General features: G+C 74.2%; 15 protein-coding genes and 1 pseudogene. 6 read left to right on the forward strand and 10 right to left on the reverse strand.

Annotated elements, in window-relative coordinates; genetic code table 11:
• Positions 1 to 566 precede the first annotated feature (566 nt).
• Positions 567 to 986 (reverse strand): annotated as a pseudogene (locus BLV05_RS38015) (GNAT family N-acetyltransferase); the annotation flags it as partial.
• 59 nt (positions 987 to 1,045) lie between these two features.
• Here BLV05_RS38015 and BLV05_RS38020 point away from each other — a divergent pair.
• A complete protein-coding gene (locus BLV05_RS38020; protein ID WP_046769002.1) occupies positions 1,046 to 2,710 on the forward strand; it encodes a response regulator transcription factor in 1,665 nt (554 codons plus the stop codon).
• Between the two features lie 212 nt (positions 2,711 to 2,922).
• A complete protein-coding gene (locus tag BLV05_RS35015; RefSeq protein ID WP_046769003.1) occupies positions 2,923 to 4,038 on the forward strand; it encodes a flavin-containing monooxygenase in 1,116 nt (371 codons plus the stop codon).
• On the opposite strand, the gene pulA is transcribed toward BLV05_RS35015, so the two are convergent.
• Positions 3,995 to 9,760, reverse strand: coding sequence for a pullulanase-type alpha-1,6-glucosidase (gene pulA / locus BLV05_RS35020; RefSeq protein WP_046769004.1), 5,766 nt, complete (start codon positions 9,758 to 9,760; stop codon positions 3,995 to 3,997). The genes BLV05_RS35015 and pulA overlap by 44 nt on opposite strands.
• A 138-nt stretch (positions 9,761 to 9,898) precedes the next feature.
• Here pulA and BLV05_RS35025 point away from each other — a divergent pair, with 138 nt between their 5' ends.
• On the forward strand, positions 9,899 to 10,441 hold the full coding sequence (locus BLV05_RS35025; protein WP_152690769.1) for a hypothetical protein: 543 nt from the start codon (positions 9,899 to 9,901) through the stop codon (positions 10,439 to 10,441).
• Positions 10,435 to 11,337 (forward strand): hypothetical protein, encoded by a 903-nt coding sequence (locus BLV05_RS35030; protein WP_046769006.1) that lies wholly within the window; start codon positions 10,435 to 10,437, stop codon positions 11,335 to 11,337. Before BLV05_RS35025 ends, BLV05_RS35030 begins: the two co-directional genes overlap by 7 nt.
• A gap of 10 nt (positions 11,338 to 11,347) precedes the next feature.
• On the opposite strand, the gene BLV05_RS35035 is transcribed toward BLV05_RS35030, so the two are convergent.
• Positions 11,348 to 12,487: a citrate synthase/methylcitrate synthase gene (locus tag BLV05_RS35035; RefSeq protein ID WP_046769007.1), complete on the reverse strand. Its 1,140-nt coding sequence runs from the start codon at positions 12,485 to 12,487 to the stop codon at positions 11,348 to 11,350.
• A gap of 194 nt (positions 12,488 to 12,681) precedes the next feature.
• Here BLV05_RS35035 and BLV05_RS35040 point away from each other — a divergent pair, with 194 nt between their 5' ends.
• Positions 12,682 to 13,932, forward strand: coding sequence for a citrate synthase (locus tag BLV05_RS35040; RefSeq protein ID WP_046769008.1), 1,251 nt, complete (start codon positions 12,682 to 12,684; stop codon positions 13,930 to 13,932).
• Here the strand turns inward: BLV05_RS35040 and BLV05_RS35045 are convergent.
• Positions 13,921 to 14,280, reverse strand: coding sequence for a winged helix-turn-helix transcriptional regulator (locus BLV05_RS35045; protein ID WP_046769009.1), 360 nt, complete (start codon positions 14,278 to 14,280; stop codon positions 13,921 to 13,923). The two genes, BLV05_RS35040 and BLV05_RS35045, sit on opposite strands and share 12 nt — an antisense overlap.
• An 88-nt stretch (positions 14,281 to 14,368) precedes the next feature.
• Between BLV05_RS35045 and BLV05_RS35050 the strand changes: the two genes are divergently transcribed.
• Positions 14,369 to 15,478: an NAD(P)/FAD-dependent oxidoreductase gene (locus BLV05_RS35050; RefSeq protein ID WP_046769010.1), complete on the forward strand. Its 1,110-nt coding sequence runs from the start codon at positions 14,369 to 14,371 to the stop codon at positions 15,476 to 15,478.
• Between the two features lie 61 nt (positions 15,479 to 15,539).
• On the opposite strand, the gene BLV05_RS35055 is transcribed toward BLV05_RS35050, so the two are convergent.
• The 6 genes from BLV05_RS35055 to BLV05_RS35080 all read right to left on the reverse strand — a co-directional run bounded on the left by BLV05_RS35055 (position 15,540) and on the right by BLV05_RS35080 (position 22,884).
• On the reverse strand, positions 15,540 to 16,382 hold the full coding sequence (locus tag BLV05_RS35055; protein ID WP_046769011.1) for a GNAT family N-acetyltransferase: 843 nt from the start codon (positions 16,380 to 16,382) through the stop codon (positions 15,540 to 15,542).
• Complete coding sequence (locus tag BLV05_RS38955) at positions 16,382 to 18,058, reverse strand: ABC-F family ATP-binding cassette domain-containing protein (RefSeq protein ID WP_046769012.1); 1,677 nt, start codon at positions 18,056 to 18,058, stop codon at positions 16,382 to 16,384. The genes BLV05_RS35055 and BLV05_RS38955 overlap by 1 nt, the downstream gene beginning before the upstream one ends.
• Positions 18,059 to 18,108: 50 nt before the next feature.
• Positions 18,109 to 18,528, reverse strand: coding sequence for a response regulator (locus BLV05_RS35065; RefSeq protein ID WP_046769013.1), 420 nt, complete (start codon positions 18,526 to 18,528; stop codon positions 18,109 to 18,111).
• A gap of 77 nt (positions 18,529 to 18,605) precedes the next feature.
• A complete protein-coding gene (locus BLV05_RS35070) occupies positions 18,606 to 19,322 on the reverse strand; it encodes a response regulator transcription factor (protein ID WP_046769014.1) in 717 nt (238 codons plus the stop codon).
• A complete protein-coding gene (locus BLV05_RS35075; protein ID WP_052762500.1) occupies positions 19,319 to 21,310 on the reverse strand; it encodes a sensor histidine kinase in 1,992 nt (663 codons plus the stop codon). Before BLV05_RS35075 ends, BLV05_RS35070 begins: the two co-directional genes overlap by 4 nt.
• Complete coding sequence (locus BLV05_RS35080) at positions 21,307 to 22,884, reverse strand: sensor histidine kinase (RefSeq protein ID WP_052762501.1); 1,578 nt, start codon at positions 22,882 to 22,884, stop codon at positions 21,307 to 21,309. Before BLV05_RS35080 ends, BLV05_RS35075 begins: the two co-directional genes overlap by 4 nt.
• Positions 22,885 to 22,888: the final 4 nt, after the last annotated feature.

Raw genomic sequence — 22,888 nt, forward strand, 5'->3', positions numbered from 1 at the left:
GATCTGGATGGGTGGTCGGCGTGCCGCGCTCCGGTACGCACAACGACACGACAGGATACCTGTGCGGGCGCCGCATGGTCAAAACGGTGAAGAATCCCCACCGGACGCCGGTCACACGTTCCCGTGCACCATCTCATACTGCGCCAGTTCCTCGCGAACCCAGCCGTCGCGCGGAAGAACTCGGCCCCGTCCGGCTCCGGCACCAGCGGCGGCACCGTCCAGCGTCGTCCCGGGAACGCGTCGCGCAGCGCGGCCAGCAGCGCCCGTCCGTGACCCCGCCGCCGGGCGGCCGGATCGGTGTGGACGGCGCTCAGCACCGCGGCGGTCTCGGTGATGCTGATCAGCGCCGAGGCCGGCCCCAGGGCATACGCCTGGCGCGGCGGCCCGGCGGCGGCCAGCGTCTCGGGCGCGAGCTGCCACGGCGGCTCGTCCGCACTCCTCAGCCCCGCGGCCACCCCGCGGGCGAACCGCGACGGGTCGATCGCCGCCGGCGCCGTCTGAGGCACCGGCCCGGCCGCGCCCGGGCGGTCCCAGCGGTAGCCGACCAGCGTCCGGGCGATGCGGAAGCCGAGCCGCTCGTACAGCCGCACAGCCGCCGCGTTGCTGGTGATCACCTCGAGCGTGATCCTGGTCGCACCGGCCTCGACGCACCGGACCACGGCCCGCTCCATCAGCGCCCGGCCCACGCCGACGCCACGGTAGGCCGGCGTGCAGCCGAACCCGCCGATGCGCGCCGTGGCGCCGCGCCGGGTGATCAGGCAGATGCCCACGAGGTCGTCGCCGGCGGTGTAGACCTCGCTCAGGTAGCGGTCGAGGTGCTCGGCGCCGAACCGCCGCTCGAACGCCGGCCCGTCGACCGACACCGGCACGATGTAGCCCTCGAACGACCGCGTCATCGCCTCGGCCGCCTGCTCCGACGTCAGCGCTGCGACCGGGCGCGCCGTCAGCACGCCGGCCCGGGTGGGGATCTCCTCGGCGGCGGCCATCCTCCGATTGTGCCCCGGCCACAGGAGTAGCGTGTCGACAGGATCGGCCGGGGGCGCCCATGACGACTGCCGAGGCACGGGAACAGGGCCGGGCCGCGTTCGAGACGCGAGCCTGGGAGCAGGCGTACGCGCAGTTCACGGCCGCCGACGCCGCGTCGCCGCTGCCCACCCGCGACCTCGAGCTGCTCGCCCTCGCCGCGTTCCTGGCCGGCCACGACGCCGAGAGCGCGGCGCTGCAGGAGCGCGGCTACCGCGAGCTGGTGCGCGAGAGCCGGCCGCTGGCGGCCGTCCGCTGCGCGTTCTGGCTGGCGGTCGTCCTGCTCAACCAGGGTGAGTTCGCCCGGGCCGGCGGCTGGCTGGCCCGCGCGGACCGGCTCCTCGACGACGCCGGGCGCGACTGCGCCGAGAGCGGCTACCTGCTCGCGGCCCGGGCCCGGCAGACGGTGGCCGCCGGCGACCCCGCGGTGGCGGCGGAGATGTTCGCCGAGGCCGTCGCCGCCGGTCAGCGGCACCACGACGTCGATCTGGTGATCCTCGGCCGCATGGGCCGCGGCCGGGCGCTGGTCGGCATGGGCAAGGTCGCCGAGGGTGTCGCGCTGCTGGACGAGGCCATGGTCGACGTGACGGCGGGCGCGGCCGGCCCGCTGCTCACCGGCATCGTGTACTGCACGGTCATCGACGCCTGCCGGGCGACGTTCGACGTGCGCCGGGCCCGCGAGTGGACGGCGGCGCTGACCCGGTGGTGCGACGCGCAGCCGGACCTCGTGCCGTTCCGCGGCGAGTGTCAGGTGCACCGTGTCCATGTGCTGCGCGACCAGGGCGCCTGGACCGACGCGCTGGCCGAGGCCGGGCGCGCGTGCCGCCAGTTGTCCGACCCGCCGGGCCAGCCGGCCGCCGGCGCCGCCCACTACGAGCAGGCCGAACTGCACCGGCTGCGCGGCGAGGCGGCGGCCGCCGAGGACGCGTACCGGCGGGCCGGGCTCGGCGGACTGGACCCGCAGCCCGGGCTGGCGCTGCTCCGGCTGGCGCAGGGGCAGGTGGCGGCCGCCGTCGCGGGGCTGCGCCGGGCCCTGGACGAGACGCCGAGCCCGATCGAGCGGCCGGGCCTGCTCGCGGCCCTGGTCGAGGCGCTGGTGGTGGCGGGCGACGTCGGCGACGACGGTGACGGCGGCGCGGCGGACGCGGCGGACGCGGCGGCGGAGCTGGCCGAGATCGCCGACGCGGCCAGGGTGCCGGTGCTGACGGCGATGTCGGCGTACGCGACGGCGTCGGTGCGGCTCGCGCGCGGCGACGCTGCTGGTGCGCTGACGGCCGCGCGGCGGTCGTGGGCCGCCTTCCGCGAGGTCGACACCCCGTACGACGCCGCCCGGGCCCGCGTCCTGGTCGGGCTGGCCTGCCGCGACCTCGGCGACGCCGACGCCGCCCAGCTGGAGTTCGAGTCCGCGCTGCGGACGTTCCGCCGCCTGTCGGCCGGCCCGGACCTCGAGCGGCTGCGGTCGCTGGCCGGAACCGGCGGCGGTGCGGCCACGGACGGCGGGCTGACGCCGCGTGAGCTGGAGGTGCTGCGGCTGGTGGCCGCCGGGCGGACCAACCGGGCGGTCGCCGACGCGCTGGTGCTCAGCGAGAAGACGGTGGCGCGGCACCTGAGCAACATCTTCGCCAAACTCGGCGTCTCGTCCCGCGCCGCGGCGACCGCCTACGCCTACGAGCACGGCCTGGTCTGACCGCTCCGCCGGACGTCGGCCTGGGCACACCTTGATCATGTTCCCTCGCGGTCGCTGACACGCCGCGAACGCACATGATCATGGACGCGACGCCTAGACAGTTCTCCCCATGCCGCCGTGGCCGGGAAGATGCATGGTTCGCCCGATGCGGCGACACCCCCGCGCTCTCTAGCGTCAAGGCCTGACCTGGCCGAACGTACGGGGAGGGCGTCATGGACCAGCACATCGAGACGATCGTGGTCGGGGGCGGGCAGGCAGGCCTGAGTGTCGGCTACCACCTGAAGAAGCGGGGCCGGCCGTTCCTGATCCTGGACGAGCGCGGGCGGACCGGGGACAACTGGCGGCGGCACTGGGACACGCTGCGGCTGTACAGCCCGGCCCGCTACGACGGCCTGCCGGGGCTGCGCTTCCCCGGGCCCGGCCGGGCGTTCCCGACGAAGGACCAGGTCGCGGACTATCTGGAGGCGTACGCCGCCCGGTTCGAGCTGCCGGTCGAGCACGGCGTCCACGTCGAGGCCCTGACCGGCGGCGACGGCCGGTACGTCCTGGACTGCGGCGACCGCCGGTTCACGGCGGACCACGTCGTCGTGGCGACGGGGACGTTCGGGACGCGGGCGTACGTGCCGCCGTTCGCGTCCGAGCTGGACCCGGCCATCGCGCAGCTGCACTCCACCGACTACCACCGCCCTGACCAGCTCACGGACGGGCCCGTCCTGGTCGTCGGGGCGTCGCACTCGGGCGCGGACATCGCGATCGAGACGGCCCGCGAGCACCACACCATCCTGTGCGGCCGCACGAACGGGCAGCTCCCGGTCCCGCTGGAGTCGCGCCGGGCGCGGGCCGCGTTCCCGGTGCTGTGGTTCCTGGCCCGGCACGTGCTCACAATGCGCACGCCGATCGGGCGGAAGCTGCGCCCGGAGATCCGGACGCACGGCGGGCCGCTGCTGCGGGTCCAGGCCGACGACCTCGCCGCCGCCGGGGTCGAGCGGGTGACCGAGCGGGTCGCCGGCGTGCGGGACGGGAAGCCGGTCCTGGACGGCGGCCGGGTGCTCGACGTCGCGACGGTGGTCTGGTGCACGGGGTTCCGGCAGGACTTCGGCTGGATCCGGTTGCCGGTCCTGGGCGACGACGGCTGGCCGCTCGAGGAGCGCGGCGTGGTGCCGTCGTCGCCCGGCCTCTACTTCACCGGCCTGGCCTTCCAGAGCGCGTTCAGCTCCATGCTGGTCGGTGGCGCCGGGGCCGACGCGGAGTACGTGGCCCGGCACCTCGCCGCCGCGCGCCCCGTCAGGGCTGCTCGAACACCGCGACCGTCCGTGCCGGGACGGTGACGCCGGCTGCCCCCGCCGTGGCGGTCCGGACGACAGGGTCGGCGCCGGCCGCCTGGATCGGGTGCAGCCGCAGGCTCGCCCCGTCCTGCACCGGCGCCGTCACCGCCGACGGCGTCGCGTTGAAGACGACGACCAGCCGCTCGCGGTCCGGGTCGAGGTCCGCACCCGAGCGGTCGTCGAGCTGCATGACGATGACGCCGGCCGGCTGCGACGGTCCCCCGTCGCCGAAGGAGAGCCGCTCCTGCACCAGCGCCGCCGACCCGAGCCGGAACAGCGGCGACGAGTACCGCAGCCGCAGCAGGTCCTGCGCCATCGTCGTCGACGCGGCCAGGTCGGCCGGACCCGGCCGGACCGCCGGGTCGGCGAGCAGCGGCCGCATGAAGTCCCACTTCGCCTCGTTGTCCGTCGCGGGCGGCAGCCCGGACCCGAACGTGCTCTGCTGCGCGGTCCAGTCGATGCGGTTGAACCAGTCGCCGGAGTCGTAGGAGTTGCGGTCCAGCGACTTCGACCGCAGCAGGTCCGCGCCCGCGTGCCAGAACGTCGGACCCTGGCCGAGCGCCGTCGTGGCCAGCGACAGGACGTTCATCCGGACGCGGTCGGCCATCGGCGTGTCCGCCGGCAGTTTGTACGCCAGCGCGTCGAACAGCGTCTCGTTGTCGTGCGCGTCGACGTAGGTGATCACCTCGGCCGGGTCGGCGGTGTAGCCGGCCGGCGAGCCGTTGTAGTCGACGTCGGCGCCGGTCACGGTCGCGCCGGTGGCGTCGGTGAAGTAGTAGTCGCGCAGGTTGCCGGTCAGCCCGACCCTGATGAGGTCCTGCAGGTGCAGCAGCCGCGCGCGCTGCTCGTCCGGCGTGCCGTTCACGGCCGCGCCGTTCGGGTCGGTGAACAGGCCGCTGCCGAAGCCCTGGATCCGCGGGTCCTCGTCGAACGGGCCGCCGCCGCGGACGCCGTCGCGCAGCCGGTCGTTGAACGTGCCGATGCCGGCTCCGTACAGCTCCAACTGTGTGGCCTGCTGGAACCGGGCGTTGTCCGCGACCTCGCCGAAGTTCCAGCCCTCGCCGTAGACGTACACCGCCGCGCCGTCGACGCCGTCGCGCGCCACCGTCAGCTCGTCCAGCGCCGCGCGCACGCGCTCCATCGTCGCCCGGCTGTGGTGGCCCATGAGGTCGAACCGGAACCCGTCGACCTTGTAGTCGCGCGCCCAGGTGACGACGGAGTCGACGATCAGCTTCTCCATCATCGCGTGCTCGGACGCGGTGTTCGCGCAGCACGTGGACGTCTCGACGGTGCCGGTCGCGGACAGCCGCTGGAAGTAGCCGGGCACGATGCGGTCCAGCACCGACTGGTCGTCCTGGCCGGCGGCGTGGGTGTGGTTGTAGACGACGTCCATGACGACGCGCAGGCCGGCGCCGTTGAGCGCGGCCACCATCTCGCGGAACTCGCGCGTGCGGCCAGGCCCGTCCGGGTTCGTGGCGTACGAGCCCTCCGGGACGGTGTAGTGCAGCGGGTCGTAGCCCCAGTTGAACCCGTCCTGACCGGCGACGGCAGCGGTGCACTCCTGCTGCGCCGTGCCGGCCGGGTCGGCTGCGGTCAGCGCCTCGAGATCGCAGTCGGGCGTCGCCTGGTCGGCGCGCGACTCCGGCACGGTCGCGAGGTCGAACACCGGCAGCAGGTGAACGGTGTTCAGCCCGGCGTCGGCGAGCGCGGACAGGTGCCGCATGCCGGCCCCGTCCGCCTGCGTGAACGCGCCGTAGGTGCCGCGCTGCGCCTCAGGCACGGACGTGTCGCCGATCGAGAAGTCGCGCACGTGCAGCTCGTAGATGGCGGAGTCCTCCGGCTGGGCCAGCGCAGGCTTCTCCAGACCGGCCCAGCCCGGCGGCGCCAACGCGGCGTCGTCCAGATTCACCACCAGCGACCGCGCGGAGTTCGTCGTCAGCGCCAGGCTGTACGGGTCGGTGACGACGTTGGTCTCGACGGTGTCGGTCGCCGGCACGTACACCTGGACGGCGAACGCGTACGCCGCGCCGGCCCAGCGCGGGTTGCCGCGGGCGGTCCAGACGCCGTCGCGGTCGCGGCGCATCGGAACGGTCTGTTCGGTCGCCGACCCGGGCAGGGTGAGCAGCAGGTCGACGTGCTTCGCCGTCGGCGCCCAGAGCGCGATGTCCGGACGCCGTCCGTGCCAGACGACGCCCAGCTCGCGGTCCGCGGCGCCGGCGTAGACGTCGTCCAGGACGCCGGGCAACTGCACACCGGTCGCGTCGACCAGCCGGCCGAGGTCGTCGTAGGCGGCGACGGCGACCTGCCCGGTGAGGACGTCCTCGATGCCCTTGATGTCAGCGGTCAGCCCGTCGTAGGCCGCGAGATGCGGGTACTCCTCACGGACGGACTCCGGCAGCGCACCGAGCGTCAGCGGGTACGACGTCCCGCCGGTCACCGCCTCGGCGTCGACCTCCATGCCGCCCGACGGCGCGGCGTGCAGCCGGAACGTCCAGTCCGCCGCGGCCGCCGGCAGGTCCCAGGCCAGCAGCCCGCGCTCCAGCCAGTGCGCCTTCTGCAGGGTGAGGTCGGCCTGCGACTCCGCGGCCGACGACGTCACCGTCAGCACGTGCGTGGCGACGTCGTAGCTGAACGTCGTCCGTGCACCGGCGGGCACGGTGAACGGGATGTTCGCGCCGTCCGGCGCGCCGCCGGCTCCGTAGTTCTTGTCGAAGCTCAGTCCGTGCGTCACCTTGGCCTCGTACGTCCCGGCGGCGATGCCCGTCGTCGACAGCGTGTAGACGCCGTCGCCGTCGGGGTCCTTCAGCCACGATCGCATGCAGGCCGGGTCCCAGTCCGCCCCGCAGCCCAGCTCGGACTGGAACGACCCCGGCACGGTGACGATCGGGTCCTGCGCGTCGCTGGTGGCCCAGTGCGTCGCGTGGTCGTAGTAGAAGGTGACGTCGCCGGCGGCGGCCAGCGGCAGCGGGATGTTCGGGCCGTCGCGGCGGGCGCCGAGGCCGTAGTTCTCCGCCCACGAGCCGTCGATGGCGGCCTTGTACTCGAAGTCGCCCGCGGGCAGCGCGAACGTGCCCTTCCAGACGTCGTCGTTCGGATCCAGCGTGAGCCCGGCCTGCGCGCACGCCGGGTCCCAGTCGCCGGGGCAGCCCATCTCGCTGTTCAGGCTGCCGGGGACGGTGACGCGGTCCGGCTGCTCGACCGGCCCGCCGGTGCCCGGGTCCTCGCCGTCGTCCTGCGGCTCGCCGACCACGCCGTACGTCGACGCGACGGACAGGTTGCCGGAGTGGTCCTTCAGCACGGCGCGGTACTCCAGGAGCGTGCCGTGCGGGAGGTCGGTCACGTCGTGGAAGACCCGGTACGGCGCGTTGTCGTCGGTGCCCAGCGCGGTCCACTCGGACGTCCCGAGCGGACGCCAGGCCAGCGTGACCTGGTTGAACCCGCCGGCCGGCACGGAGACGCCGACCTCGGCCCGGCCGCCCACGGTGCCGCCGGGCCCGGGCGTGCGGAAGTGCAGCGCGGGCGCGTCCTTCGACGCCTTCAGCGGCTTCGGCGCCCGCCAGACGACGGCGGACAGCGGCGGGACGGTGACCGACACCCGGCCCTGCGCGTCGGACCGCACCGACGCCGTCCCCGCCGGCCAGACCGGCTGGAACGTCGTCCGCGGGTTGAACGTCGCGAAGCCGACCGTCTGCGGGTCGGTCGAGTTGTTCGTGGCGACGACGTACTCGACCTGCTCCTCCGCGTCGATGCGGCTGAACGCGTAGACGCCGGCGTCGTCGCTCGCGTACCGGTGGATCTGCGCGCCGTCGGCCAGCGCGGGGTGCTCGTCGCGCAGGGCGGACAGCTCGCCCAGCCGCTGGTAGATCGGGTGCTCCGGGTCGAAGCTCTCCTCCGCCGTCGTGGCGTCGGTGCCGATGAGGTCGTCGTCGTTGTAACTGGCCACCTGGCTGCCGAACATGTCCTGGCGGGCGTCCTTGTCGCCGCCGTCGCCGGTGAAGCCCTGCTCGTCGCCGTAGTAGACGACCGGCTGGCCGCGGGTCAGGTACATGAGGTCGTGCGCGAGCAGCGAGCGGTCCAGCTGCTCGTCCGGCGCCACCCCGGTGTCCTGGACGAACATCCCGATGCGGCCCATGTCGTGGTTGCCGAGGAAGGTCGGCAGCGAGTACGCGTTGGAGTCGGGGTCGGTGTAGTGGTCGTCGCCGGCGAACAGGTCGCGCAGCTCCGTCGTGGGGCGGCCGGTCGCGAAGCCCTGCGCGCGGGCCTGGAAGCCGAAGTCGATGGTCGCCTGCAGCCCGCCCTCGGTCGTGTACCGCGACATCGCGGCCGGGTTCGCGTCGTACACCTCGCCGAACATGAAGAAGTCGTCGGCGCCTGACTCGTGCGCCGCGTCCAGCACCTCGGGCGCGAACCGCTGCCAGAACTCCATGTTGACGTGCTTGACGGTGTCGATGCGGAACCCGTCGACCCCGAACCCGGCCCAGTACTGGTAGATGTCGATCATGCCGTCGCGGACCGCCGGCTGCTCGGTGAACAGGTCGTCCAGCCCGACGAAGTCGCCGTACAGGTCGCCCTCGGTGCCGTCGAAGGCCGCGTTGCCGCGGTTGTGGTAGAGCGTCGGGTCGTTCAGCCAGGCCGGCACCTTGACGGTCTCGTCCTCCGGCGTCCGGAAGAACGGCGTGTACGGGAACGACGTCTGCGGGTAGAGTTCCGGGAACGTGTCGCCGGCCGCGTACTGCGAGTCGTCGAAGACGGTGCCGGCGGCGTCGACGTACGGGACCTCCGACTTCGGGACGTACGTGTACGCGCCCTCCTCGTAGTCGATGACGTCGGCGGTGTGGTTGGTGATGATGTCGAAGAACACCTTGATGCCGCGCGCGTGCGCCTCATCGATGAGGAGGCTCAGCTGCTCATTGGTGCCCAGGTGCGGGTCGATCCGGGTGAAGTCGGTGATCCAGTAGCCGTGGTACCCGGCGCTGACGTCGGCGCCGCTGCCCTGCACCGGGCGGTTCATGAACGACGGTGTCAGCCAGATCGCGGTGGTGCCGAGGTCCTCGATGTAGTCCAGCCGGTCGAGGATCCCGGCCAGGTCGCCGCCGTGGTAGAAGCCCTTGTCCTCGGGGTCGTACCCGTGCACCAGCCGCGGCTCGGCCGTCCCCGGCGGCACCTCGTGGCCGCCGGTGTCGTTCGACGGGTCGCCGTTGTCGAACCGGTCGGCCATGACGAAGTAGAACCGCTCGTCGGTGAGCCCGGCGCGCAGGCTGTCGCCGGCCAGCTCGCGGTCGGCGTCGGTCAGGCCGGGCTGCGGGTGGGTCGGCGCGACGGCGATGCGGTGCGAGCCGTGGTCGTAGGAGAACGTGACCTCGGCGTCCGCCTCCAGCACGAGCGGGAGGTTGGGTCCGTTAGCGACGCCCCCGGCGCCGTAGTTCTCGTCCCAGCCGCCGTTCAGGGCGACCTTGAACTCGTACGAGCCGGCCGGCAGCTCGACGGCGCGCGCGTAGCTGCCCGCGTCGGTGAGCGTCAGTTCGGTGGCGGCGCAGGCCGGGTCCCAGTCGGCGGCGCAGCCGAGCTCGCTCTGCAGGCTGCCGGCCAGCGTGACGACGCTCGGCGGCGGGGTGTGGTCGGCGACGGCGACCTGTGTGGTCGCGGCGACGAGTCCTAAGGGAACGACCAGTCCCAGGGAGGCGGCGAAGACGAGGAGACGGCGGGCAGGCGGCAGGGTCGGCATCGGTACTCCCGGGCGGACGTCGATGTCACGGTGCCCGAGACGCTAGCCACCCCCGGCGGTCGTTGCAAGACTTGCAGCAAGCTTTCAACGATGGGTCGAGGTGTGCCCAAGCCGTGACGTATGGAATCATCGAGAGTCATGACACCCGCTCGCGTCGTCGTGTCCACTCTCGCCGCGGCGGGAGTGGTGTTCGCGTGCGTCGCGTGCTCCGGGGAGTCCAACGAGCCCACCGGCCTCGAGACGTCCTCCACGCCTGCTGAGACGACCGACCCGACGCCCACCGACGACCCTGCGGTCGCCGAGGTCGAGGCCGCCTATGCGCAGTACTGGGACGTGCTGGTCGCCTCCGAGAACAACCTCGACGAGACGTACGAGCCCCTGGTGAGCGTCATGTCCGACGAGCTCGCCCAGCGCCAGGTCGCCGACATCCGCGGCCTCGTCGCCGACGGCGTCACCCGCGACGGCGCACCCGACACCGGCGCCCCCGAGGTGAGCGTCGACGGCGACACCGCGCGGGTCGAGAGCTGCGTCGACGAGACCCCCTGGAACGTCTACTACAACGAGCAGCTGGTCCCGCAGGAGACCGGCGTGCGCGTTCGCGTCATCGACTTCGAGCGCATCGACGGTGAGTGGATCGTCGTCGATCTTGTCGACCAGAGCGAGGCGACCATCTCATGCTGACCCGTATCGCGGCCTGTCTGACGCTGTGCGTCGCGCTGGTCGCCACCGCCCTCTTCACCATCGTCCCGACGGCGGCGGCCCAGGACGGCGAGAACTGCTGGCTCGAGGAGGTCGATGCCGGCGAGGGCGAGACCGAGTGGGTCGAGCACTGCGACGACTCCGGTGGCGGCGGTGGCGAGGACGACGACGGTGACAACGGCGACGGCGAGTACGAGCCGCAGTGCGATCTCAGCATCTTCGACGACGTCCACGACGGCGCTTCGTTCTGGTGCGAGGGCACCACGGCGTGCTGGGGCAACTTCCCGTCGGTCTTCCCCGAGGACCAGTGGGAGGAGCTCGCCGGGTCGCCCTCGCCGGGCGAGGGCTACATCGTCACGTTCGTCGAATGCGTGCCGGGCGACGGCGGCGACTGGGCGTGGGTGCTGCCGCCCGAGGAGCAGGGCCCGAGCCTGTGGGATCTCGCCTGGCAGGCCTTCGGCAACCTCGCGACGCCCGACTTCACGCTGGCGTTCTCGCCGCCGGACCAGTCCTTCGTCAACCTGCCCACCTGGTACTGGGCCGACGGCCCGGCCGACGGCGAGCTGATCGGCGAGTCCACCGGCGCGGTCAACGCCATCGCGACGCCCAACCGCATCGAGGTCGACCCCGGCGACGGCAGCGGCGTCCTGGAGTGCCCGTTCGCCGTCGCCGAGAGCGACGAGTGCAACCACGTCTACGCGCAGGCGTCGGTCGACCACCCCGACGGCTACCCGGCCACCATGCGGCTGGTCTACGACATCGCCTTCACCAACGACGGCGCGCCGCTCGAGATCGACGGCCTGCCGACGACGCTCGAGAGCCCCTGGGTCGACGGCCCGCTCCCGGTCGCCGAGGCGCAGTCCATCATCATCGACTGAGTGCGGCCGCTCAGGCGGCCGGCACAGGGACGGGCGGCGGCGGGCCCACGTAGCGCGCCGCCGGCCGGATGATCTTGCTGTCGGCGGCCTGCTCGAGGATGTTCGCCGTCCAGCCGACCACCCGGGCGACCGCGAACGTCGGGGTGAACATCGCCCGCGGCAGCCCGCACTGCTCCATGACGACGCCCGCGTAGAACTCGACGTTGGTGTGCAGCTCGCGGTGCGGCTTGAGTTCGGCCAGGATCGCCTCGACCTGCCGTTCCACCTCGACGGCGAAGTCGGCCAGCGGGCCGCCGAAGCCGACCGCGATCTCGCGCAGCAGCCGCGACCGCGGGTCCTCGGTGCGGTAGACCGGGTGGCCGAAGCCCATGATGCGGTCGCCGGCCAGAACGCGCTCGCGCACCCACGACTGGATGCGGTCCGGCGTCCCGATGGCGTCGAGCGTGTCCAGCGCCCGGCTCGGCGCGCCGCCGTGCAGCGGTCCGGACAGCGCCGCGATGCCGCCGACCAGGCAGGCGGCGACGTCGGCGCCCGTTGAGGCGATGACCCTGCCGGTGAACGTCGACGCATTGAAGCCGTGGTCGATGGTGGAGATGAGGTAGCGCTCGACGGCGCGGGCGTGCTCGGGCGCCGGCTCCTGGCCGGACAGCAGGTACAGGTAGTTCGCCGCGTGCCCGAGATCGGCGCGCGGCTCGACCGGATCCAGCCCCTGCCCGAGCCGGTACAGCGCCGCCAGCAGCGTCGGCACGACGGCGCCGGCCAGCAGCGCGTCGTCGCGCCGCTCGGCGTCGGTGAGGTCGAAGACCGGCCGGAACCCGGCCGCGGCGCCGGTCAGTGACAGCGCCGTGCGCAGCCCGGCCATCGGGCCGGACGCCGCGCTCGCGCGGGCGATCGCCGGCAGCGCCGCGCGCACCTCGTCGGGCAGCACCCGCAGCTCGGCGACCCTGCGGGCGAACGCGGCCCCCTCGACGGCGGACGGCAGCGCGCCGTTCAGCATCAGGTACCAGACGTCCTCGAAGCCACGTGTCGCGGCCAGCTCGACGGCGGAGTACTCGCGGTAGTGGTAGAAGCCCTCGCGGCCACGGACGTCGCCGAGCATCGTCTCCGTGACGACGACCCCGGCCAGCCCACGCGGCACCTGTGCAGTCATGATCTCCTCCTACCGGCATCAATCAATCTCAGAATTCAGGTCATGCAAGGATCACGAACTCTCTCCAATCGGCATCCGCCCTGGACCGAGGACTCAGGGAGCCTTCGGCCCCCGTCGCCCTCGGTACTTGCATGACCCTCAAGGGTTGATTGACATGATAGATATATTGATTCGAGTCAATCTGGGGGTGGCCGATGGCAGAGCGCCGGCTGACGACGCAACAGGTCGCGGCCCGGCTCGGGGTGAAGCCCGAGACGGTGTACGCCTACGTCAGCCGCGGCCTGCTCGGCAGCCGCCGCGGACCCGGCGGCCGGGCCAGCACGTTCGACCCCGACGAGGTCGAGCGGCTGGCGCGGCGGCGACGCGGCCGCCCGGACGCCGCTCCCCTGTCGGCCCGCGACCAGGACGCCGCCGGCCCGGTCTATAGCGCCGTCACGCTGATCGAGGGCGACCGCTACTTCTACCGCGGCGTCGACCCGGTGGCGCTGGCGCAGCGGGTCTCGTTCGAGGCGGTCGCCTGGTGGCTGTGGACCGGCGACCAGCGGCCCGGGCCGGCGTTCGAGGCGCCGGCCGCGGGACTGGCCGCGGCCCGGGCGGTCGGTGCCGCGCTGCCGCCGCAGGCCGGGCTGGTCGACCGCTTGCGGGTGGCGGCGGTCGCGGCGGCCACGGCCGACCCGGTCCGGTTCGACCTGCGCCCCCGCACTGTCGCGGCGACGGCCCGCGGCCTCATCGCCACCTTCGTCGACGCGCTGCCCCGCCGCGACGGCGGCGACGGCGACCCCGCCGGCGACTCGATCGCGGCGCGGTTGTGGCCGCGGCTGACCACTCGCCCGGCCGACCCGTACGCCGTCGCGACGCTCGACACCGCGCTGGTGCTGCTGATCGACCACGGGCTGGCCGCGTCCACCGTCACCGCGCGGGCGGCGGCGTCGGCGCGCGCGCATCCGTACGCCGTCGTCTCCGCGGCCCTCGGCGCCGCCGAAGGACCGCTGCACGGCGCCGCCAGCGGGTTGGCGCACCGGATGCTCACCGACGTGCTCGAGCGGGGCGCCGGGCCGGTCGTCGCGGAGCACCTGCGGGCGGGGCGGCGGCTGCCCGGCCTGGGGCACCGGCTCTACCGCGCGACCGACCCGCGGGCGCAGGTGCTGTTCGAGCGGCTCGCGGCGGTCCCCGAGGCCGCGCCCGTGCTGGCCGCCGCGCACGCCGTCACCGAGACCGCCGCGACCCACCTGCCGCTGCCCGCGAACGTCGACCTCGCACTGGCCACGCTGTCCGTCTCGGCCGCGATGCCGCCGGAGGCCGGCGAGACGATCTTCGCGGTGGCGCGGACGGCCGGCTGGATCGCGCACGCGCTGGAGGAGTACGACGAGCGGGCGCTGCGGGTGCGGGTCACCGGGCGGTACGAGGGCCCGCCGCCACCGCAGCCGCTGCCGTCACTGCGCTGACGGCTCCGGCAGGTGCTCGACGGCCCAGGCGGAAATCTGGTCGAGCGCCGGCATCAGCGCCCGGCCGTGCTCGGTGAGCTCGTAGCTGACCGAGACCGGCGGGCCCTCGTCGACCTGGCGGTGCACCAGCTGGTGCTGCGTCAGCTCGGCCAGCCGGTCGGCCAGGACGGAGTCGCTGAGCCCTTCGATGGCACGGGACAGCTCGCGGAACCCGGCCGGGCCCGCTGACAGGCCGCCCAGGACCAGGGCGCTCCAGCGCTTGCCCAGGATCGTGAAGGCCCGGGTGAGGGCGGCGTCGGTGCGCCCACAGGCCTCCACGTCAGGGGTGGCCCGGACGCTCGCGGTCATGTGAGGAATACTAACGCGATCGACGTTGCTTCGATTTTCGTAGCCGCTACGAGAAGACTCGTAGCTTCGACTCTCCGAGGAGTACTCCGTGACCGAGACCCACGGCTCGCGCCCCTCCGTCGTCATCGTCGGCGGCGGGTTCGGCGGCATCAACGCCGCCAAGGCGCTCGACGAGGTGGCCGACGTGACGCTGGTCGACCCGTCCGACACGTTCCTGCACAACCTCGCGTCCTGGCGCGCGCTGGTCGAGCCGGCGTGGCTGGACCGGATCTTCCTGCCGTACGACCGGCTGCTCGCCCACGGCCGGTTCGTCCGCGACCGGGCCGTCGACGCCGACGGCACCGGCGTCACGCTGGCCTCCGGCGAGCGGCTGGCCGCCGACTACGTCATCCTCGCGACCGGCTCGTCCTACCCGTTCCCGGCCAAGACCGACGAGACCGACGTCGCCGTCGCGCGCAGCCGGTTCCTGGAGGCGCACCACGCGCTGCGGGAGTCCGGCCGCGCCCTGGTGATCGGCGCCGGCGCGGCCGGCCTGGAGCTGGCCGGCGAGATCAAGTCCGCCTACCCGGAGAAGGACGTCACGCTGGTCGACCTGGCCGACGACATCCTGCCCGGCCCGTACGACCAGGAACTGCGCGAGGAGCTGCGCCGCCAGCTCGACAAGCTCGGCGTCAGGCTGGTCCTCGGCAGCCCGCTGCACGCGCTGCCGGACGCCCCGGCCGCGACGGCGGCGCCGGTCACCGTCACCACCGAGGCCGGTGAGGAGCTGACCGCCGACATCTGGTTCCGCGCCTTCGGCGTGACCCCGGCCACCGGGTTCTTCACCGGCGCCCTGGCCGCGGCCCGCGACGCCCAGGGCTACCTGCGCGTCGACGACCAGCTGCGGGTCGCCGGCCACGACACCGTGTACGCGATCGGCGACATCGCCGACGCCGACCGCAACATGGCGGCGACCGCCCGGCTGCAGGCGGAGCTGGTCGCGGCCAACCTGACCGCGCGGATCACCGGCGAGGGCGAGGTGGCCGGCTACCAGAAGCTGCCGCCGCTGGTCGCCATCCCGCTCGGTCCCGAGGGCGGCGCCGGCCAACTCCCCGGCATCGACGGCGTCGCCGGCCCCGAGGTGATCTCGCAGGTCAAGGGCCGCGCCATGCTCATGGACAGCTACGACGACCTCTTCAACGTCGAGCCGGCGGCCTGACCGCTTCGATGGGTGAGCGTCTGCTGTCGCCAGGACGACAGCAGACGCTCACCCATGCCGTTCAGCGGGTGAAGGAGTACGCCGTCACGTCGGCGACCGGGCGGTAGCCGAGGGCGGCGTAGACGCGGTTCGAGGTGGGGTTGGCCAGGTCGGTGAAGAGCGAGCTGCGCGACGCTCCCGCGTCCAGCACCGCCTGGCTGACCGCCGCGACCAGCGCGGACGCATACCCGCGGCGGCGCCGGTCCGGAGGCGTGTAGACCGGCGCCACCCGCGCGACGCCCGCGACCGTGCGTGAGACGCCGACGAAGCAGGCCGGGCCGTCGTCGTCCCAGAGGTACGCGCGCTGCTCGGCGATCAGCAGGTCGACGACGCGCTCGGCGACGCTGGCGCCGGGCGCGGCGTTGGACTCCTCCTCGAACGCCATCGTCCAGGCGACCAGCAGGTCGCGGTCGGCCGGCCCGGCCACTCGCGCGGCACCGGACGACGGCCGCGGCGGCACGACGGTGTCGAGCTCGAACAGCCGCTGGTCCATCGAGACGGCGACCGTGCCGCCGGTGCGGCCCGCCCACGCCCCGGCGTACGCCGCGGACTGCTCGGCGACCCCGGTGACGCCGTCGATCTCGGGGGAGTGCTCGAGCAGCGCCAGTGCGAGCCGCTCGGCGCCGGGCGGCGCGGCGGAAACGTAGGCACGGAACGGCGGCGTCCAGACGGCGACCCCGGCGATGGCGCCGCCCCGGCCATCCCCGCCGGGCAGGATCGCGAACACGCCACCCCGCCCGGCGCCGCGGCGCTCGCGATCGACGGTGGTGAGCAGCACCGAGTGCAGCACGGGATCGCGCTCCAGCCACCCGTGCACGCGCTGCCAGAACTCCTGCGCATCGACACCGATCGAGACGGCCGGCATCAGCGCACCCGGGTGACGCGGCCCTCGTCCCAGACCGGCTCGGGCGCCTCGTAGACGGTGCCGTTGGCGCCGAACACCAGGAACCGGTCGAAGTCGCGGGCGAACCAGCGGTCGTGGGTGACCGCGAGCACCGTGCCGTCGAACGCCTCGAGACCCTCCTGCAGCGCCTCGGCCGACACGAGGTCGAGGTTGTCGGTGGGCTCGTCGAGCAGCAGCAACGTGGCGCCGGACAGCTCCAGCAGCAGGATCTGCAACCGCGCCTGCTGCCCGCCGGACAGCGACTCGAACGCCTGGTCGGCGGCGTGCGCCAGCTCGTAGCGGTCGAGCGCGCGGCTGGCCTCCTCGCGCGGCATGCCGGCCCGCCGGCCGTCGCCGCGGTGCAGGATCTCGAGCAGCGTGCGGCCCACCAGCTCGGGGTGGTCGTGCGTCTGCGCGAACCAGCCCGGGCGCACTCGCGCGCCCAGCCGGGCCAGCCCGGTGTGCGCGACCGGCGCGATCGGGACGTCGTCGACCGGCTCGTGCTCGGGCTCGGGGTCGGAGCCGCCGGCGGCCAGCAGCCGCAGGAAGTGCGACTTGCCCGAGCCGTTGGAGCCCAGGACGGCCACCCGCTCGCCGTACCAGACCTCGAGGTCGAACGGCTTCATCAGCCCGGTCAGCTCGAGCGACTCGCCGATGACGGCGCGCTTGCCGGTGCGCCCGCCGCGCAGCCGCATGCGCAGGTTCTGCTCGCGCGGCTGGTCCTCGGGCGGGCCGGCGTCCTCGAACCGCCGCAGCCGGGTCTGCGCCGCCTGGTAGCGGGCCGCCATGTCGGAGTTGTAGGCCGCCTTCTGCTTGTACATGAGCACGAGCGCCTTCAGCTTGGCGTGCTCTTCGTCCCAGCGCCGGCGCAGCTCCTCGAGCCGGGCGAACCGTTCGCGCCGCGCCTCGTGGTAGCTGCCGAAGCCGCCCGGGTGGACCCAGGCGGTGTTGCCGGCCGCACCCAGCTCGACGGTGACGACGCGGGTGGCGGTGCGGTGCAGCAGCTCGCGGTCGTGGCTGACGTAGAGCACCGTCTTGGCCGACTCGACCAGCCGGTCCTCGAGCCAGCGCTTGGCCGGCACGTCGAGGAAGTTGTCGGGCTCGTCGAGCAGCAGCACCTCGTCGGGGCCGCGCAGCAGCGCCTCGAGCATCAGCCGCTTCTGCTCGCCGCCGGACAGCGACGACACCTCGCGCCAGCGGCACCGCTCGAACGGGATGCCCAGCGCAGCCGTGGTGCAGACGTCCCACAGCACCTCGGTCTCGTACCCGCCGGCGTCGGCCCACTCGCCGAGCGCGGCGGCGTAGGTCATCTGGGTGGGCTCGTCGTCGCGGTCCATCATGGCCAGCTCGGCGGTGTCGACGGCGGCAGCGGCGGCCCGCACGCGCGGCGGCGCCACCGACAGCAGCAGGTCGCGGACGTCCTGGGCGTCGCGCGCCACGAACTGCCGCATGACGCCGAGCCCGCCGCTGCGCGTCACCGCTCCGCCGTGCGCGGCGAGGTCGCCGGCGACGATGCGCAGCAGGGTCGTCTTGCCCGACCCGTTCGCGCCGACCAGCGCGACCTTGGCGCCGTCGCCGACCCGGAACGAGACGTCGTCGAGCAGCACCCGCCCGTCGGGGAGGGTGAACGAGACGGCGTTGAGGTCGACGTGGCCCATGACGTCAGTCTCGCCCCGCCCAGCGGCACCGGTCGAGGGGTTTTCGCGGGTCAGAAGCCGGGCGGCTGCTCGCCGGACATGACGGCGACCAGGACGTCGGGGGCGAGGTCCTCCTTGTGGACGTACGCCCGCGCGCCGCTGGTGCGGGCGTCCTGCGGGAGGTCCGACGCCGGGTAGGTGGACATCAGCAGCACGACGGCGTCGGGCCGGGCGGCGAGCAGCCGGCGGGTGGCCTCGATGCCGGAGATGCCGGGCAGGTTGATGTCCATCAGCACCAGCCCCGGCCGCAGCGATGCCACCGCGGCCACCGCGTCCTCACCGCTGGCGGCCTCGCCGGCGACCCGGAACCCGGGCGTGGCGCCGACCACGAAGCGCGCGACGGACAGATAGGTCTCCTGGTCGTCGACCACGAGGACGTCGACGACGGCGGGCGGAGCCTCGGCGTGGGGGGTGTGCGGACTACCGGCCATGCAACCAGCATCGCTCGTGCGGTGCCCTCCGTGCCATCCGGCGGGCACCCGAACCCGCGGGGGTGCCAGCACCCCCGTCAGCGCAGCGAGGCAAGGTACAGCAGGACGGCGCTGACCCGCCGGTGCACGTCGGGTTCGGCGGTGAGGCCGAGCTTGGCGAACAGCGCGTTGATGTGCTTCTCGACCGCGCGCTCGGTGAGCACCAGCGCGGCCGCGACGCCGGCGTTGCTCTTGCCCTGCGCGATCTGCTCGAGCACCTCCAGCTCGCGCTTCGTCAGCGCGGCGAGCGGGTCGCCCGGCGGGCGGGTGCCGGCCACCAGCACCTCGACGACGCGGGGGTCGACGACGCTGCCGCCGCGGGCCACCTCGCGGACCGCCGCGGCCAGCTGGTCGGGCTCGCTGACCCGCTCCTTGAGCAGGTAGGCGCGCCGCTGCGAGCCGCCGGAGAGCAGCTCCAGCGCGTACGCGGGGGCGGCGTACTGCGACAGCACGACGACGCCGGTCTCGGGCGCGGTCTGCCGCAGCCGGGTGGCCGCGCGGATGCCCTCGTCGCTCGACGTGGGTGGCATGCGGATGTCCGTGACGACGACGTCGGGCCGGTGCTCGTCGACGGCGGCGAGCAGGCCGTCGAGGTCGCCGGCCACCGCGACGACCTCGAGGTCGTCGTACAGGCCGAGTACCCGCTGGACGCCCTCGCGCACCAGCAGGGCGTCGTCGGCGACGACGATGCGGACCCTGGCGGCTGTGGTCACGGGCGGGATCGTACCGGGTGCCGCTGTCACGGACGACGTCATACCGGCAGCGTCCCGCGCACGACGGTGCCCCGGCCCGGCCCGCTGACGACGGTCAGCCGGCCGCCCAGCGCGCCGAGCCGGTCGCGCATGTTGACGAACCCGTGGCTGCGCCCGGCCGTGGCCGGGTCGAAGCCGGCGCCGTCGTCGCACACCTCGAACGCCAGCCCGGTGCCGTTCAGCCCGACGTGGACGGTCACCGTCGCGTCCGGCCCGGCGTGCTTCCCGGCGTTCTGCATGGCCTCCAGGCAGCAGAAGTACACGGCGGCCTCCGCGCCGGGGGCGAACCGGCGATCGGTGGCGACGTCGACGGTCGTCGGGCGGACGGCGTGACCGGCGGCCGAGCGCAGCGCTTCGCCCAGCCCGTGCTCGCGCAGCAGCGGCGGGTAGATGCCGTGCGCGAGGTCGCGCAGCTCCGCCAACGTCTCCACGACGTCGCCGCGCAGCTCGTCCAGCAGCGCCGCGGTGTCACCGGACGCGAGCCGGCGGGCCAGTCCCAGCCGCACCGCCAGCGCCACGAGGCGCTGCTGCGCGCCGTCGTGCAGGTTGCGCTCGATCTCCCGCCGCGACGAGTCGGCCGCGGTGATGATCCGGGCGCGCGACTCGCGGACCTCGACCAGCTGCAGCGCGACGGCGGCCCGCAGGCCGGCGTTGTCCAGCTCCGGCCGGGCCGCGCCGACGGCGGCCTCCAGCAGGTCCCGCGGGGTGCCGGCCGTGGCGCCGACGCTCGCGATCGGCCGGTCCGGCGCGGAAAGCAGGACGTCGTCGTCGCCCGGGACCGCCGGCCGGCCGTCGCCGCTGACCCACTCGCCCCGGCCCTCGACCCAGTACGCCACCCGCAGGTCCGGGTCCGCGAGCGCTCGGCGGAGCACGTGCTCGATGGTCACGCCGGGCCGCGGGTCGTGGACGTGGTCGCGGACCATGCGCACGGCGTCGAACCGGCGCCGGTTGAACCGCCGGTCGACGGCGTCCTGCAGCCGTCCCCGCAGCGGCGCGGCCACGCTCACGGCGGCCAGGGTGGCGATGACGGCGGACAGCTGCGAGTCGCCGACGGCGGCGCCGGCCACGACCACCACGACGACGTACACCGCCGCCAGGACCGCGGTGAGCAGCGCGTACGTCAACGCCCGGCCGAGGATCCGGTCGACCTCGAACAGGTGGTACTGCGTGATGGCCAGCGCCGTCGCGACCGGCAGCAGCACGACGAACAGGCCGGCGACCACGCCCAGGACGGCCTGCGAACCCACGTACGACGCGACGAACGACGCCGCCACGAGCACCGGGATCAGCACGGCGGCCGGCGCCAGCCAGAGCAGCTGCTGCCGGGCCGTCCCCCGCGCCCGCCGGAACCGCACGAGCAGCGACACCGCGGCCACCACCAGGCCGGCGCCGGTCGCGATGATCACGGCGCCCCGGCCGACGTCCAGCACGTCACCGACGGCGCCGCCGGGCGCCCACGGGTTGTCCAGACCATCCAGCGGCGGCTCCGCGAGCGAGGGCGTGAGCTGCACCAGCACGACGCCGAGCACTCCGGCCACGACGGTGGCCCGCGCCGCCCACGCCCACCGCGGCGACAGCGGCCGCCCGTCCGGCGTCAGGTGGAACACCAGCGCGATGGCGACGAACCACAGCACGAACACCGAGTCGGCGAACAGCCCGGCGGCGGTCGCCAGCGGCAGCTCGCCCGGCCGCGCGATGGCCCCGTACGCCGCGTAGCCGGTCAGCGCGGGCCCGATCGCCTGCAGGTCCGCGAGCCCGAGGAACAGCCAGCCGACGGGGTGCCGCGGCCGGTGCAGCGCCAGGCCGGCGCCGACGGTCGCCGCGCTCACCATCGCGAGGACGTAGACCAGCCCGTTCGTCACGCCCTGCGTGAGGTCGCCGCGTCCGGCGTCGCGCAGCAGCTCGTCGAAGACCAGGACCAGCGCGATCCCCGTGGGCACGATCGCCACCGCCACGGCGACGGCCGCGTACCGCAGCCTGGACGCGGTCATGGCTCGGCCGGCGCCAGCGCGGCTGTCGGGATCGTGCCCCGGATGACGGTGCCGGCGCCGGGCGCGCTGTCGACGGTCAGTTCGCCGCCGAACGCGCCGAGGCGGTCGCGCATGTTGACGAAGCCGTGGCTCTCGCTGGTGGCCGCGGGGTCGAAGCCGGCGCCGTCGTCGGCCACCTCGAACTCCAGCCCGCCCGACGCGGACCCGCCGACCCGCACCGTCGCCGACGCGCCCGGACCGGCGTGCTTGCCGGCGTTCTGCAGGGCCTCCAGGCAGCAGAAGTACACCGCCGCCTCCGCCTCGGGCAGGTAGCGGGCGCCGTCGGCCTCGACGGTGGTCGGGACGGCGGCCCGGCCGGCGGCGTTGCGCAGCGCCTCGCCGAGGCCGTGCTCGCGCAGCAGCGGCGGGTAGATGCCGTGCGCCAGCTCGCGCAGCTCGGTCAGCGTCTCCTGGACGTCGGTGCGCAGCTCCTCCAGCAGCGCGGCGGAGTCGCCGGTGGCCAGCCGGCGGGCCAGCCCCAGCTTCACCGCCAGCGCGACGAGCCGCTGCTGCGCGCCGTCGTGCAGGTTCCGCTCGATCTGCCGCCGCGACGCGTCGGCCGCGGAGACGATGCGGGCCCGCGACGCCTGCAGCTCGGCGTTGCGGCGGCGCAGCTCCTCCAGCGACGCCTGCAACGCGGAGTCGAGGCGGACGTTGTGCAGCGCCAGCCCGACCTGCCGGGCGAGGTCGGCCAGCATGCGGTCGTCGTCGTCGCGGAACGGCGGGTCGTCGGCGGAGCGCACCACGACGAGCAGCCCGAGCAGCCGGCCCAGGTGCGTCACCGACGCGACGCGCACCGACCGGCGTTCGCCGGGCAGCACCGACGGCAGCCACATCGCCGCCCACGCGGTGCCGGACACCCGGGCCCGGGTGACGGCGGCCAGCTCGGGGCCGGCGAGGGTCAGCCGGCCGGGTCCGCGCTCGGGCACCGAGACCGTCCGTTCCAGCACACCGTCCTCGCCGGTCCACACCTCCGCGCCGAGCGGGCCGAGCGTCGAGCGCAGCGTCTCGGCCAGCTGCAGCAGCAGCTCGTCCATAGGGACGGCGCGGGTCATCCGCGAGCCGAACGTCTCCAGCGCCGAGGCCGCCGGCCGCTGCGGCCGGCCGGCCCACTGCTCGGCCAGCTCTCGCAGCCGGCCGCGCACCGGCTCGGCCAGCACGACCGCCGTCAGCGCGGCCAGCATCGAGAACGCCAGCACGCCCTGCTCGTCGTCGTCGACCTCGCCGCCCAGCCCGATGACCACCACCAGGTAGACCGCCAGCACCATGAGCACCAGGCCGCAGAGCACCAGCGTGGGCCCGGCGACGGCGACCGCGCGGCGCCGCAGCCGGGGCAGGACCGCCGCCGTGACGGCCACCGGGACGGCGACCAGCCCGAGCAGCGCCCACGGCAGCAGCTCCCCCGGCAGGTCGATCAGCGTCCGCAGCGCCCACACCGCGAGCGCGGCGGTGACCGCGACCAGCGCCGCCCACCCGGCCCACAGCGCGGCGTCGCGCCGGTTCCGGGCCCGGGCCGCAGCGGGAGTCGCGTTCATGGTC

The organism is Jiangella alkaliphila, assembly GCF_900105925.1.
Taxonomy (GTDB): domain Bacteria; phylum Actinomycetota; class Actinomycetes; order Jiangellales; family Jiangellaceae; genus Jiangella; species Jiangella alkaliphila.

What these genes read in the sequence shown, in the direction of transcription:
- BLV05_RS38020 (WP_046769002.1), top strand. Translation starts at nt 1,046, where the DNA reads ATGACGACTGCCGAGGCACGGGAACAGGGCCGGGCCGCGTTCGAGACG.
- BLV05_RS35025 (WP_152690769.1), top strand. Translation starts at nt 9,899, where the DNA reads ATGACACCCGCTCGCGTCGTCGTGTCCACTCTCGCCGCGGCGGGAGTG.
- BLV05_RS35075 (WP_052762500.1), bottom strand. Translation starts at nt 21,310, where the DNA reads ATGACCGCGTCCAGGCTGCGGTACGCGGCCGTCGCCGTGGCGGTGGCG.
- BLV05_RS35045 (WP_046769009.1), bottom strand. Translation starts at nt 14,280, where the DNA reads ATGACCGCGAGCGTCCGGGCCACCCCTGACGTGGAGGCCTGTGGGCGC.
- BLV05_RS38955 (WP_046769012.1), bottom strand. Translation starts at nt 18,058, where the DNA reads ATGGGCCACGTCGACCTCAACGCCGTCTCGTTCACCCTCCCCGACGGG.
- BLV05_RS35065 (WP_046769013.1), bottom strand. Translation starts at nt 18,528, where the DNA reads ATGGCCGGTAGTCCGCACACCCCCCACGCCGAGGCTCCGCCCGCCGTC.
- BLV05_RS35035 (WP_046769007.1), bottom strand. Translation starts at nt 12,487, where the DNA reads ATGACTGCACAGGTGCCGCGTGGGCTGGCCGGGGTCGTCGTCACGGAG.
- BLV05_RS35040 (WP_046769008.1), top strand. Translation starts at nt 12,682, where the DNA reads ATGGCAGAGCGCCGGCTGACGACGCAACAGGTCGCGGCCCGGCTCGGG.
- BLV05_RS35015 (WP_046769003.1), top strand. Translation starts at nt 2,923, where the DNA reads ATGGACCAGCACATCGAGACGATCGTGGTCGGGGGCGGGCAGGCAGGC.
- pulA (WP_046769004.1), bottom strand. Translation starts at nt 9,760, where the DNA reads ATGCCGACCCTGCCGCCTGCCCGCCGTCTCCTCGTCTTCGCCGCCTCC.
- BLV05_RS35080 (WP_052762501.1), bottom strand. Translation starts at nt 22,884, where the DNA reads ATGAACGCGACTCCCGCTGCGGCCCGGGCCCGGAACCGGCGCGACGCC.
- BLV05_RS35030 (WP_046769006.1), top strand. Translation starts at nt 10,435, where the DNA reads ATGCTGACCCGTATCGCGGCCTGTCTGACGCTGTGCGTCGCGCTGGTC.
- BLV05_RS35055 (WP_046769011.1), bottom strand. Translation starts at nt 16,382, where the DNA reads ATGCCGGCCGTCTCGATCGGTGTCGATGCGCAGGAGTTCTGGCAGCGC.
- BLV05_RS35070 (WP_046769014.1), bottom strand. Translation starts at nt 19,322, where the DNA reads ATGACGTCGTCCGTGACAGCGGCACCCGGTACGATCCCGCCCGTGACC.